The organism is Clostridium sp. AM58-1XD, assembly GCF_003464085.1.
In the GTDB taxonomy this organism is placed as follows: Bacteria; Bacillota; Clostridia; order Lachnospirales; family Lachnospiraceae; genus Lachnoclostridium_A.
This window is the reverse complement of sequence record NZ_QSDR01000041.1, coordinates 1-13,215: the sequence shown is the minus strand read 5'-3', so window position 1 is coordinate 13,215 and position 13,215 is coordinate 1. Positions and strand designations below refer to the sequence as shown.

Genomic DNA, 13,215 nt, shown 5'->3' with positions numbered 1-13,215 from the left:
ATTGTGAGCCTCCTTTCCGACTATGACTCAATAAACATCTCTTTTGCTTCAGCACACTCCGGACATACCCAGTCTTCCGGAAGTTTCTCAAACAGCGTACCTGGAGCGATATCATTATCTTCATCTCCCAGTTCCGGATTATATTCATATCCGCAGCCGCCGCATACATATGTCTTTCCAATCGGTGTCTGCTTCGGCGGAGCTGGTCTTTTCATCTTTATCATAGGCGGAGCCGGCTGTTTCTCTTCCCCGTTATCCAATGCCTTCGTAAGCAGCGGAAGAATTTCCATCACATCGCCCACAATTCCGTAATCACAGTTTTTGAAAATAGGAGCGCCGGCATTCTTATTGATTGCCACAATCGTAGAAGCGTCCTTGATCCCTTTAAGATGCTGTGTTGCGCCCGATATACCGCAGGCTATATATAAATTTCCGGTAAACTTCTGTCCCGACATGCCTACATACCGATCGAGAGGAACATATTTTAACGTTTCCGCCACAGGTCTGGATGACCCGATTGCCGCTCCTGCCTGTACAGCCAGCGCTTCAATCAGTTCCATGTTTTCTTTCTCACCAATTCCTTTTCCTGCAGAAACAACGCGCTCCGCTTTTGGAATCGGCGTATCAATCGGAATACCGACCGTAAAGTCGTAACCATCCTTTTTCAGCGCAGCCACAAGTGCGTCGACACGCTCCTGTGCTCCTCCATCTTTCAGTATCATACGTTTGCGAAGTCCTGTGATCGGCGCAGCTTTCTTGACTATACGTCCGCCGCCGCCTGATTCCTTGGGCATCTTTCCGATAATGTGGGCAGCGATAACCACTCTCTGTATTTCATTTGTCCCCTCATAAATTGTGGTGATTTTTGCGTCACGATAAGCGCGCTCCACTTCCATGCCTTTCAGATAGCCGCTTCCGCCGAATATCTGAAGCGCATCATTTGTTACTTCCAAAGCGATATCCGAAGCATACTGTTTTGCCATCGCAGCTTCCATCGCATATGATTCATGTTCTTCTTTCAGTTCTGCCGCACTGTAGATCAGGAATCTGGCACAGCGGAGTTTCGTTGCCATGTCTGCCAGTTTGAATGATACGATCTGCTGCTGGCAGATCGGCTTTCCGAACTGAATCCGTTCTTTCGAATATGCCAGAGCATTTTCATACGCTCCCTGAGCAATTCCCAGTGCCTGAGAGGCAATACCGATTCTTCCTCCGTCCAGCGTAGCCATAGCGATCTTAAATCCCTGTCCCTCTTTGCCCAGCAAATTCTCTTTAGGAACCTTTACATTGTTGAAAATCAGCTCTGCCGTAGACGAGGAGCGGATTCCCATTTTATCATAGTGATCGCCGAATTCAAAACCTTCCCAGCCCTTTTCAACGATAAAGGCAGAAATTCCTCTTGTCCCGATATCCGGAGTGGTGACTGCAAAAACCACATATGTATCGGCCTTCGGCGCGTTCGTTATAAAAATCTTTCCGCCGTTCAGAAGATAATAATCTCCCTTCAAAACAGCCGTCGTTTCTGTTCCTCCTGCATCAGAGCCTGCATTCGGCTCAGTAAGTCCAAAAGCTCCGATCTTTTCTCCCTTTGCAAGTGGAACAAGATATTTCTGCTTCTGTTCTTCTGTACCAAATGCAAAAATCGGCCAGGAACCAAGTGATACATGAGCGGACAAAATAACTCCCGTACCGCCGTCCACTCTGGAAAGCTCTTCTACTGCGATCGCATAACTAAGTATGTCCAGGCCGGCGCCTCCATATTCCTTTGGGTATGGAATTCCCATCCATCCCATTTGACCCATCTTCGCAACTGCTTCTGACGGAAATTCATTGTCCCTGTCCAGCAGAAATGCCTGTGGTTTTACTTCATCTTCTGCAAACTTTCTGATCTTTTGTCTGAAATCCTCATGTTCCTGTGTCGTTCTAAACAGCATATCGATTCCTCCTTCTCCTTATATCATTCTTAACACATTTATGTACCCCTCTTGTAAATCCATGAAAGTCTTATACATCATATGACGATTTTTCTTTTTTATACTGGATAATTTTTATCCACTTTTATTTATACACTCCTCTCCTTCCTTACCAATATTTCAGACTCACTTATCCAGTACACATTCCATTATTCTCTTTTTCGTTATTCTCTGCCAAACAGCACCCAGTAGAGGCTATGAGATTTCAACTCTTCATCAATTGCATTCTGTACGCGACACAACTGGCTGTGAATCCTGCACATACCCTTCGCTTCGCGCCACTCACATACGTAGTCAGGATTCATACATGATGTCAAGCATGCTTTCGTCTCCACCGCATCGATCAGATCGTACAAACTTACTTTCGTCAAATCTGCAGCCAGACGGCAGCCGCCGTTCGCTCCCCGGATAATCTGCACAATACCTGCCTTTTCCAGTTTTTTTATAATCTTATATGCAAATTTCTGCGGCAGATCTTCCTCTGTTGCCAGCTCTCCTGCCGTATAATTTCTTCCCAGTGACAGAGTTCTGAGAATACGCAGCGCATAATCCGTTTCCCGTGTAATCAGCAATCCAAAACCTCCCCGGTCTTTCTGTTTCTACTATATCAATCTGGACTAAATTTGTCAAGTTTATTTTCCCATAATCAGGCTTTTTCAATCACCTGCTTAACGGCGCAAATCTATTTATATGCCTCATTTCTTTTTTCGGGCAATCTCGGAAACTCGATAAATCCCATTGTTACACTCTTTTCTATTGTTTCTGCATAAATCTTATAGAAAGCACGAGGGTGTTGCAAAAAGGAATAAAGCATTGCCACTGATTCGGCTTTTTGCAACACCCTCGTCTTGGATGAAAAAAATGTACTGCTTATGAATACCTATGATGTCATTTTTCCTATTCAAAAACCTGTCCTGCCGTCTTATTCGGAGATGAAGAAACGCTCCTTCTCCTCCTGTGTCAGTTCTCTCGGCCGTGTCCCGCCATTTAAATAATTATCAGCGGTTTCCAGTAGTTCCTTCCCCTGCAGATAAGGGAAACTGGTAAGCGGGGAACCTTTGTCAATATCCCAGTTTCCCAGGTCATATATCCGGCCGCCACGTAAAGCCAGATTGTTGATATTGATCCCAAGACGCTTGATACCATCTGGCAGAGAATAAATTTCAAATCCTGTATTTCCATTCCGTAAACAGATGAAATCACCAGAAGAATCCATCTCAAAGTCGCATTGGGCGTCCTGCGGATAAATTCGATTGGTTTCAACAAGCGAATCATCTTCAAACTGCAGTAAACTAATATAAGGAGAATATCCCCATCCGGCGCCATTATCACGATAAGCTATCTGCTTCTGTTGAGGGGAATAGCAATATGAGCCGCCATTATCGCGCTCTCTAAGCAATTCTGTACCTGTATTCAGGTTGTAGACAGAGAGGGAACTCCCGCCCTTTAGGAACAAAAATCCATCTGGAGTCAGGCTTGGCTCATCGGATCGGGCAGTATAAAAATCACCAAAATCATCCTCCTTAGCCTTTTTTGAAAATACCTTTCTGCATGTGGATAAATCGTATACATTGGCAGCTTTTTCATTCCATACCAGTAACCGGCCGCCGGCGGCTGCGATCTGCTTCGGTTCTCCAGCAGAAAAGGTCAGGGTATCCCTGACAGCGCCGTCTGTGGCAGAACGGATTTCTATAGTCCCGTCAGCCATCCCGCAAACTGCCAGATCCCCTTCTTCGGAGATGCCGACGGTAACCGGACCTTCTTCCATGGGAATTTCCCACAGACAGACGCCGCTGTCCCCGTCCCACATAGCAATCTTTCCACCCTGTGTATGTGTATAATAAAGAAACTTTCCATTTCTATAGGAATAGATCATTTTATGAAAGGCGTTTAAGCCTATGGTATAATTAATAGGTTCCTCACTGCCTGTTATTTTAGCAAGACATTTTCCTGCTGCCGTATCATACAAAGAAACACCGTCTATTCCCTTCACATAAAGAGCTGATTTCCCACTATCTGACAATATCAGTTCGCCATCCACACACACACCGTTGTCTGTAAGTTTTTCAGAGTTATATCTGTATTTCGCGATCTGCCTCTCCGCCTGGACATAAAAAACCGGACTTGTATCAGAAAAGGAAGCAACACCATCAAAAACCGGATTTGTATCATAATAGTGAGCAACACCAACATTAAGCCACAACGGCGTTTTTCCGCCATTGTGATTTTCCCAGTCGGCGATTAGTTTTGTAGATGCAGTTCTATATACACCCATTATACTCCCATAGGTAACCGCCAGCAGACTGTTATCATAGCTAAGCACTATCCTCTCAGCGCCGGGATAACAAAAGACTTCCGTACAGAGAGCATCCGTTTTTGTCGGCAGCCGGTAAACATATCCATTACCTCCCTCAGTAACTGCTAAATATTTCTCATCCTTAGAAAAGGATAGATTTGCGCTGAACTCATTGAGGGACTTAACGGACAGGATTTCTTTTCCGGTCGCTGTATCCAAAATGTGGGCTGTCCGGTCATCTGTAGAATAGGCAACCGAAAATGTACCTTTTGAGGAGGATTTAGGAAAAGCGTCTCCAAAGGCCGCAGAGTAATGTGAGCGCTGGCTGACCAGGTCCTGAATATGATCAGGATCAGCCGTATCAACGGGCAGTGTGGAGCCATCTGTTTTTATTACAGCGCTGCAAAACGCTTCATCTGTCCTCCAATTTTCAATCTCATATAGGTAGAACTGCTGTTTTTCAGTATCATAGACTGCACCGAGCCAGCCACTTGAGGGCACGAAGCTTGCCGTATATAATATTTCGCCGCTCTGAGTGTCTGTAAGCTGATAATCAGTGCTTCCATCCACGGAAAACATATTATTCTCTCCGCTTAATACATAGCGCAGATCCGGATCCCACGCGATTGTATCGGCGTCCCACTTTCTCAGCAGCATCCCATTGATCATGTCATACAAATAATATGTGGTTTCATCCGACACAAGCATCCGGCTTTCATCGGTGGAAAATTCTTCTATGCCTACCTTATCCATGGTCATGGAAATATCGATATCCATATAGTACTTTTCCCCATTCTCCATATACAGCAGCTGCGTTACCGCGCTGCGCAGAGCAGTTTCCGCCTCGGGAAGGAAGGGGCGTTCCGGACGATCGGGGTCCTGGGGCAGGGCCTGTCTGGCCAGCAGCATTGCCAGCCGCAAATCGCCATTCTTACGTTCCTGCTCTGAGTAAAAGCTCAAGCTTTTTGATTCATTAGTGAGAAGCTGCTCCTGCTTACCGGAAATCTGCCGCAGCAGGATATTGCTGTAGACAGCGAAGGAGGTTACGGCGGTCAGGGCAGCCAGACTACCAACCATTAAGCGTCTTGTTTTTCTGCGCTGCTGACGCTGATAAAGGGAATCAAAGGAACAGTTTAAGATAGGCGCTGCCAGCCGCAGAAATTCTGTCCTTAAAAGCTTTTTCTGTTTTGCCAAAGTGTCAGCGCGTACATCGGCGCACAGCGGTTCCACTTCCCTCTCCCCGGTCTTCAAAATGCCTGCCTCATCCATATATGTGTATGCTTCCACTTTCAGTTCGTCAGGGAATATATCGCCCGGTTCACCGTCCACCAGTAAAGGCAGAATATGGCTGGTGGCACCACCATGAAGAGCTTTAAACTGTCGGATTTCCTCCATACACCAATGAGATTCTCTGGTTGCTTCAGAACAAATTACAATTAAATAGTTGGATTGTTCCAGTGCATTCCGTATGTCGCTCCCCAAATCATTGCTGGTAGGCAGTTCGCTCTGATCGCGAAATATACGTATGGCATGTCCTTTAATTCCTTTTGGCGGATGGTAATTTTCTAACAGAGACTGCAGCCGGATAGCGATTTCCTTATCTACCGGACGATGCCTGTACGATATGAAAGCGTCGTATATATAATTTCGGTCATCCATAATGAATTTCTCCTTCTCTTTAATTCCCCAGGGAGCCGATAAACACCACACCCTATTGATAACGAATGTATTTATTACATGTTTTTGATTAACTAAGTACTATTTCTTACATTGAAACTAATTATATCAAATTTAAAAAGGATAATCAAAATATATATAGAATTAATGTTAAATATGATATAATTCTTTAGAGTAGCACCCGCTCGACAATAATTCAGGGTATACTTTGCAGACCTTCCGGCGGGAATGATCACGCGGTTCAAGCCATGATATCACTCCGGAGCTTACGTGAGAAAAAAGTCAATCTACTCAAGTTACGCCCTGATATATAGGAAATCGGATTTATAAGAAAAGCTCTGGAAAAGGGGGATAACACGTACATGAAATACATACCAAGACCGCTGGATACGAGCACTGTTCTATTAGATGAAGAACTTCAGAATTCATTGGAAACTGTGTCTCAAAATATTCATGAAGTATGGTCTCAAAAGCGGATTGAAACAGGTTGGCGCTACGGCGCTGTATATGACGGAGACAAGAAACTGCACCCATGTCTCGCTCCGTATGACAGTTTGTCAGAAGAAGAGAAGGATTTGGACCGTGCAACGGTGATTCAAACTGTTAAAACTTTACTGAAAATGGGATATCAGATAAAAAAGGAGGATTTAAAATGATAACGTTTCAATTGGCTGTAGCCGGCGATCTGCCGGATGACCAGAAAATATATCAGCAGATTGACGAGCTGATCGGCCAGATTAAGGGGTATCTATTTTTAGAAAAAAGCGGGAAAGGTTCAGCAATCAGGATGCTGGCCAGCCCTGCATACACAGAAAGCCGGTGGAAAGATCGGGCAAAACTCGGAGACTTTCCTCTGCAGGTCTGTTGCCTGGACAAAGCCGTTGAAGAGTGGTCTGGAGAGTGCGAATCGCTTGTGAGGCTGGACAGTCCGCTGCGATCCATCGCAGGCGAGTGGCTCTGTTCCCAGTCTGATTTGCTGCTGATTGTCTGGAATGAGTCGCTTACGGAATTTAAAGGAGCTACCTGGGAATTAATTCAAATGGCACATCGAAAGAAGACACCTTGTGTCTGGATTTCTTCCGAAACGAACCAGATCTACTGGTCGCAGGAAACCTATTTTGATAAATATGGACCAAACCGCCTGCGTAATCTCTGTGAAAGCCTGAATTCAGAAGAAGTAAAGCCAAATTGCCAGACGGGGGAAAGAAGCCCGTTAATCGACCTGGGCGCCAGACTGCAGCAAAATTTTCTGCGGAAACACAAAGCACAGGCAGGTAAGATGCCAGCAGATTTCGACATTTTACTGAAAGAAGGTTTTGATTTTTCCGATCAAGATTCGGTCAAAAAAGAAGTACATATCGCGCTGCTCAGACAATTTCAAAAATTCGACCAGTCGGCAATTGAACTGAGCGACAGATACCGGGCAGTCATCTACTGGCGTGCGATCCTGCCGATGATCACCACCGTTTTCCTGGCTATCGGTTTTTATGCGGAGACGCTGTTTAGCTATGCCTATCTGCCGGCGGCGGGAATTAGTCCGTGGGCAGTTTTAGCAGGGGCAGGTTTCTTGGTTCACGGGCTTTTGAATCTGTATGTTTATGGTTTATCCAGAGACAAAAAGGTGCAGCAGTGGCATCAGGGATTTTTAAATGACCGCTATATTGCAGAGATGTTCCGCGTGTTCCTGCATTTTATACCATACGGGGTCAGCCTGGATATCAGAAAACTCAGCGGAAAAAATCGTGAAATCTACAACTTGGCCCGTGGTGTGATCCGGGAGGTTCATCCATGTTCCATGAACGTGGATCAGAAAGATACCGAAGAGTTGCTCAACCATGTATCAGAAATGTTAAAAGACCAGGTGGCGTACCATCAGGAATCGGCGGCACGTTATGGCCGTGTCGCGGACAGCCTGGAAAAATGGAATAAATGGATATTTTCTATTGGATTTGTCGTGGTGATCTTAAGAGCGGTCTTACAGTTTGCAATCGTATATATGCCGTTATCCGGATCGTCCAATGGTATTTCTACCACCAGCTTCGTGCGATCATTTGCCAATATGGCAGCGCTTCTTTTACCGGCCTGGGCTTCCTACTTCAGTTCCAAGCTCGGCCAGTGTAATTACCGCTATCATTCCAGAAATCATGAGAGGATGGGGGCCCAGCTCTCGGAAGAGTTAGACCGGGTACAACAGCTTCAGGACCTGGAGCATGGTGTTCCGTTAGAGATAATCAATACGGTAGCGGAGGAACTGGCGGAGATCATGCTGGTGGAGGATACATCTGCATGGTATGATAAGATTTCTGCATCCGCAGTCACCAAAATGTAGGAATTCTAAGAAAATTTTGCAATTTACGATGTACGCGTCACTGGATACAATATCACAAAGTGCATTTTACGAAAGGAGAATTTATGTTTGAATCAAGATGTGGTATCTGCTGCACTCAGTGCACCAGAAGAGATGAAGTCGGATGTAATGGATGCCTGAATATGGAAAAACCATTCTGGGGCGGTGACTGCGCAGTAAAATCATGCTGTGAGGAAAAAGAGCTGAATCACTGTGGGGAATGTCCCGACTTTCCATGTGAGACGCTTTCCACTATGGGAGTAGAGGAAGGGTATGACCCGGCACCTAAACTTGAACAGTGCAGGAAATGGATGGAAGAGAACTAATGAATGCAAAAACAAAGAATATCATTGCCATGAGTGTATTTGGCACTCTGTCCATCTTTGTCCGAAACATTAGCTTAAGTTCTCTGGAAATGGCATTCTGGCGGGGCCTGATAGCAATTACCGTGCTCTTCGCCGTCCAAAAGCTGATCATACGGCAGCCATTCCACGCGATTTCACGCAGTCAGAAGCTGCTCCTTCTCTTTTCCGGAATGGCAATTGGTTTAAACTGGGTGCTCCTTTTCATGGCATATGAATATACCAGCGTGGCCGCCGCCACCCTGGCTTATTATTTCGCGCCGGTCATTGTAATGGCGCTTTGTCCTCTTCTTTTCAAGGAAAAAATGACGCTGTTTCAGTTTTTCTGCTTCCTTATGGCTACCACCGGTCTGTTTCTCGTGATTGGCGGCGGACAGAATCTGAACATGGGTAGTTTACGCGGCATCCTGTACGGCCTGGGCGCCGCCTGCTTTTATGCAAGTGTCATTCTGATGAATAAATTTATATGTGAGGGAAATGGTCTGGAACGTACGGTAATCCAGTTTGCCGGAGCGATTGCACTGCTTTTCATTATTATCGTCTTTCATGGGGGATTTCACATTCAGAACAGCTCGCTGTTCAGCCTTGCCAACCTCCTTGCGATCGGCATACTGCATACAGGAATCTGTTACTGCCTGTATTTTTCCTCTATCAAAGAATTAAAAGGACAGCAGACGGCAATCCTAAGCTATATCGACCCATTTGTCGCCATCCTCGTCTCTGTTTTCGTTTTTCATGAACCTGTACAGATTCTTCAGGGAGCCGGGGCTGTGCTGATCCTGGGATTTACCTGCCTTTACGAACTCAAATCCAGGCCGTCCAAGAACGATTATGCCAAAGCGTAATTCGAATCCCTGCCTCCTATGAGCAGGAAAGACCATACAAAGGAGCTGTCATATGATTCGTAATAAAAATAAAAGCGGTATGCCCGCTGCTCCCCGCAGATCATTTCTGCGCTTTTTCCTTCTGCTCGTGAAAGCAGGCCTGCTTGCCGCAGCCCTTGCGCTGGGCATCAATTTCTACGTTGTTGCCCAGGGAAACCGTTATATTCTCACTCCTGATGAGGCTGAAAATCTGAAAGATACCGACTGTATCCTGGTCCTCGGCTGCCTTGTGAGAAATAACGGCGCCATGAGCGGGATGCTTGCCGACAGAATGGACACCGGGATCAGCCTGTGGAAAGCCGGCATTTCCGACAGGCTGCTTGTAAGCGGAGATCACGGCCGTATTGATTACGACGAAGTAAATACCATGAAAGACTATGCCGTTGAACAGGGACTCCCTTCCGATCATGTTTTTATGGATCACGCTGGATTCTCCACTTATGAAAGTATGTACCGGGCCCGTGATATATTTCAGGCGGAAAAGGTAGTAATTGTCACTCAGCGCTATCATCTTTACCGGGCCGTCTATGCTGCCAGAAGCCTTGGCCTGGATGCCTACGGCGTTCCTGCCGACCTGCACAGCTATGGTGGCCAGACATACCGGAACGTCCGGGAAATACTGGCCCGCGACAAGGACTTTCTATACTGTATGTTCAAGCCGGAGCCTACGTATCTGGGGGATGCAATTCCTATTGGCGGCAATGGAAACGCTACGAATGATCATGGTTCTTCAAAATAGCTGTACGCCAGATCCCGCAGCTTATCTCCAACAACAGGTTCCTCTACAAGATAACGGATCAGGAACTCTTCCACTTCCTGATCTTCCTTTAACTGGAGCAGGCTCCGGAAAGCTTTCTTCTGAAGTCCATAGTCTTTTCTGTTTTCAATGCATTTCATAGCCACATTTTTCAGCCTGCTGTCACCATCAATGGTCAAAAGAGACAGCAGAGCGGAAAAACGTTCATCTCCCTCTCTGGAGCAGTCCAGGAGGGATTCTTTTATGTCTTCATCTGTAATAGATCTGCTGTCTTTCATTCCGCTCGCCAGAATTTCCGCATATTCTTCTGCATCCGGATACCGGCATGCACATCTGGCGTATTCCGGTTCCCATGCCCTTGTGACTAATGGTCCGTTTTCGATCGCTGCTGCCTCGTTCACACCGTGGTATGCATTTCTGTGCCGCTCCTCCTCCATCTCCAGTTCTTTTCTTATCCTGCCGTCCAGTTCCTGAAAATTGATTTCTATTCCTGCAAATACGGCGTTCTGTTTCATCAGAGTCCTGTCTTTTCCAGCACCGTCTACTCTGTATGTAAACCCGCCGAACGGAATGATCGTCAGGCAGCGGACCAGCTCTCCTTCCAATGCCGCCGCACATACCTTATGATGGCCGTCCAGCAATGCCCCCATACTTCCGCAGATATGATAAGCAACTGCCCTTGGAATCCTGTCTTTATTCCCGTATTCCCGATATTTCTGCCTGTAATACTCCACTCTCTGAGAATTCATTCTGTCTGCTCCCTGAGTCGGATAGAGGTATACGGGAAGTCCTGATTCGCAGTGAAACGCCTGAGTATAGATACAGTCTGCCGAAGCCTGGTATACTGCCGCTCTGTCTGGAATATCCCAGTAAAATCTTCCTTCGCCGTCAGTGGGACAAACCATCATGTCCGCAATCACATATATGCCTGACTCCAAAAGTTTTAGAAGGGGCGCCATTCGTTCCACTGAGTCCTGGAGGGAAATAAAGTCACTGTTCAGCCGTTCTCCTGTTTCTCCGATCTCTTTCTGCTCTGCATATTCAACCCCGTATCCGGCGGCAAGGATGCCGGCGCATGTAGGCAGAACCGCTCTTCCATCTGAACGAGAGGCGTTTTATTCAGCGTCAGCGCTGTGGCATAATCACCATAATTTTCATCTCCGCTGACTCCCCTTACCTCCTTCTTCAAAACGCCTTTTCCTTTAACCGATATGAGTGCAGCCGAGCTGCACCACAGCTTTCCTTCCGGATCCAGCATCTGGATCAACTCGACTGCTTCCTTTTCCATTTTACGTTTAAGTCCAAACATGACGTCACCCTTTCACAACTCCGATTGTATGAAGCTTTTTTACCGGCTCCACCAAATCCCTCTGATTTTCCATCACCACATCGATATCCTTATACGCGAAGCGGCTTTCCTCCGCCACATCTGCTTTATTCTTTTTGCCCAGCACAACGCCCTGGCTGCGGAGGTCCAAAATGACCTCTTCACAGGAGAATTCATTCATGGCGCCTTTCCTCGAATACCGTCTTCCTGCTCCATGAGACGAAGAGCAAAAGCTCTCCTGATTTCCTTTTCCCCTGACCACATAGCTGTAAGAGCCCATCGCACCTGGAATCACTGCAATTTCCCCTTCCATAGCCCTTGTGGCGCCCTTTCTGTGGACCCATACCTCCTCGCCGTAATGTTTCTCCAAAGAAGCATAATTGTGATGGCAGTTGATGTCACCGGAAAATTCCAGCGTCAGATCTGTATATTTTCCAATCCATTTTTCCATAATGGCCTTAACAGACAGCATGATTTTTTCTCGGTTTTCCGTGGCAAAATCCAGAGAGAGCCCCATCCAGTTTAAATACTGCCTTCCTTCTTCCGTATCCACCGGCAGGAATGCCAGACGGTATTCGTCCGGAACCTGGCTGTGCCATCTGGCGTTCAGATCCCTCGCCTTCTGGTGGAAATAGTCACAAACGCTCTTTCCGAAGTGGCGGCTTCCCGTATGAATCATAATAGACAGATACCCTTCCTCATCTTCCTGAAGCTCGATGAAATGGTTGCCGCCTCCCAGCGTTCCAACCTGATAATAGCCTGCCTCCAGCTGGCCCAGAAGCTCCCCGTCCTTTTCAAATTTATCAAACTCGTCAAATGCCTTATCCAGAGTATAGCACGGCATCTCCATTTTGTGGTGTGCAAACCCTACAGGTACATTTCTCAGGATATCTCCGATGATTCCCTGAATCAGCGTCCCGTTTCCCGTCTGAATATCCCTGATTTCTTCTGTCTTAATATTTGTTCCCACATAGGCCATCCCGCAGCCGATGTCGACTCCGACTGCGTTAGGAATGATAACATCTTTAGCAGCGATCACTCCGCCGATCGGCATTCCTTTCCCCGTATGTGTATCCGGCATAAGGCATACCCATTTATGAAGAAATGGCAGTTCAGAAAGGTGATACGCCTGTTCCAGGCAGCTCGCCTCCAAATCCTTTCCGCTGTCCAGCCACACCTTTATGGGCCATCTCATCTTGTCATCCTTCAGTACAAACATATCGTCACATCCTTTCCAATATTTGTTTTCATTTTTTGTACTTTATTGCTGTTCACTCAGTGAACTGTGACCTTACATCTGCATTTTAGCGGTTTCTTCCGGTATTATCATTTAAAAAAAGTTGCGAACTTCCTTTTTATGGAATTATTCCTGCGCATCTCGGTTTCTGCGTTCACCGCAGAAATACGTGCGCTTTATTCCGCCGGAGGCACCATATTTTCGGAGAAAATACGGAATAATATCCGCAGCGCGGTTATTATTCCTGCGCATCTCGGTTTCTGCGTTCACCGCAGAAATCCGTGCGCTTTATTCCGCCGGAGGCACCATATTTTCGGAGAAAATACGGAATAATATCCGCAGCGCGGTTATTATT

Annotated in this window: 11 protein-coding genes; 5 read left to right on the top strand and 6 right to left on the bottom strand. The window is 46.4% G+C overall.

Going from position 1 to position 13,215, the window contains the following annotated elements:
• Positions 1-20 precede the first annotated feature (20 nt).
• The 3 genes from DXA13_RS18450 to DXA13_RS18440 all read right to left on the bottom strand — a co-directional run bounded on the left by DXA13_RS18450 (position 21) and on the right by DXA13_RS18440 (position 5,928).
• Positions 21-1,934: an acyl-CoA dehydrogenase family protein gene (locus DXA13_RS18450; protein WP_118246514.1), complete on the bottom strand. Its 1,914-nt coding sequence runs from the start codon at positions 1,932-1,934 to the stop codon at positions 21-23.
• 203 nt (positions 1,935-2,137) lie between these two features.
• Entirely contained in the window at positions 2,138-2,545 is a 408-nt protein-coding gene (locus DXA13_RS18445) for an Rrf2 family transcriptional regulator (RefSeq protein WP_118246513.1), read from the bottom strand.
• A 350-nt stretch (positions 2,546-2,895) separates the two neighbouring features.
• A complete protein-coding gene (locus DXA13_RS18440; protein WP_118246512.1) occupies positions 2,896-5,928 on the bottom strand; it encodes a TIR domain-containing protein in 3,033 nt (1,010 codons plus the stop codon).
• A 380-nt stretch (positions 5,929-6,308) separates the two neighbouring features.
• Between DXA13_RS18440 and DXA13_RS18435 the strand changes: the two genes are divergently transcribed.
• From DXA13_RS18435 to DXA13_RS18415, 5 genes are all read left to right on the top strand, one after another.
• Positions 6,309-6,602 (top strand): RyR domain-containing protein, encoded by a 294-nt coding sequence (locus DXA13_RS18435; protein WP_118246511.1) that lies wholly within the window; start codon positions 6,309-6,311, stop codon positions 6,600-6,602.
• A complete protein-coding gene (locus DXA13_RS18430) occupies positions 6,599-8,275 on the top strand; it encodes a hypothetical protein (RefSeq protein WP_118246510.1) in 1,677 nt (558 codons plus the stop codon). Before DXA13_RS18435 ends, DXA13_RS18430 begins: the two co-directional genes overlap by 4 nt.
• An 83-nt stretch (positions 8,276-8,358) precedes the next feature.
• Positions 8,359-8,619 (top strand): DUF3795 domain-containing protein, encoded by a 261-nt coding sequence (locus DXA13_RS18425; protein WP_118246509.1) that lies wholly within the window; start codon positions 8,359-8,361, stop codon positions 8,617-8,619.
• Positions 8,619-9,500 carry a DMT family transporter gene (locus DXA13_RS18420; protein WP_118246508.1) on the top strand — a complete coding sequence of 294 codons (882 nt, stop codon included), beginning with the start codon at positions 8,619-8,621 and terminating at the stop codon, positions 9,498-9,500. Before DXA13_RS18425 ends, DXA13_RS18420 begins: the two co-directional genes overlap by 1 nt.
• A gap of 52 nt (positions 9,501-9,552) precedes the next feature.
• Entirely contained in the window at positions 9,553-10,278 is a 726-nt protein-coding gene (locus DXA13_RS18415) for an ElyC/SanA/YdcF family protein (protein WP_118246507.1), read from the top strand.
• Here DXA13_RS18415 and DXA13_RS18410 read toward each other — a convergent pair.
• The 3 genes from DXA13_RS18410 to DXA13_RS18400 all read right to left on the bottom strand — a co-directional run bounded on the left by DXA13_RS18410 (position 10,260) and on the right by DXA13_RS18400 (position 12,842).
• Positions 10,260-11,216: a hypothetical protein gene (locus DXA13_RS18410; protein ID WP_118246506.1), complete on the bottom strand. Its 957-nt coding sequence runs from the start codon at positions 11,214-11,216 to the stop codon at positions 10,260-10,262. The two genes, DXA13_RS18415 and DXA13_RS18410, sit on opposite strands and share 19 nt — an antisense overlap.
• Before the next feature lie 77 nt (positions 11,217-11,293).
• Positions 11,294-11,605 (bottom strand): hypothetical protein, encoded by a 312-nt coding sequence (locus DXA13_RS18405; RefSeq protein ID WP_118246505.1) that lies wholly within the window; start codon positions 11,603-11,605, stop codon positions 11,294-11,296.
• Between the two features lie 4 nt (positions 11,606-11,609).
• The gene (locus tag DXA13_RS18400) at positions 11,610-12,842 is read right to left on the bottom strand and encodes an RtcB family protein (RefSeq protein WP_118246504.1); all 1,233 of its coding nucleotides are present in this window, start codon (positions 12,840-12,842) and stop codon (positions 11,610-11,612) included.
• Between the last annotated feature and the right edge of the window lie 373 nt (positions 12,843-13,215).

Coding starts and splice junctions, on each gene's coding strand:
- DXA13_RS18450 (WP_118246514.1), bottom strand. CDS start 1,934: ATGCTGTTTAGAACGACACAGGAACATGAGGATTTCAGACAAAAGATC.
- DXA13_RS18440 (WP_118246512.1), bottom strand. CDS start 5,928: ATGGATGACCGAAATTATATATACGACGCTTTCATATCGTACAGGCAT.
- DXA13_RS18435 (WP_118246511.1), top strand. CDS start 6,309: ATGAAATACATACCAAGACCGCTGGATACGAGCACTGTTCTATTAGAT.
- DXA13_RS18430 (WP_118246510.1), top strand. CDS start 6,599: ATGATAACGTTTCAATTGGCTGTAGCCGGCGATCTGCCGGATGACCAG.
- DXA13_RS18425 (WP_118246509.1), top strand. CDS start 8,359: ATGTTTGAATCAAGATGTGGTATCTGCTGCACTCAGTGCACCAGAAGA.
- DXA13_RS18420 (WP_118246508.1), top strand. CDS start 8,619: ATGAATGCAAAAACAAAGAATATCATTGCCATGAGTGTATTTGGCACT.
- DXA13_RS18415 (WP_118246507.1), top strand. CDS start 9,553: ATGATTCGTAATAAAAATAAAAGCGGTATGCCCGCTGCTCCCCGCAGA.
- DXA13_RS18405 (WP_118246505.1), bottom strand. CDS start 11,605: ATGTTTGGACTTAAACGTAAAATGGAAAAGGAAGCAGTCGAGTTGATC.
- DXA13_RS18400 (WP_118246504.1), bottom strand. CDS start 12,842: ATGTTTGTACTGAAGGATGACAAGATGAGATGGCCCATAAAGGTGTGG.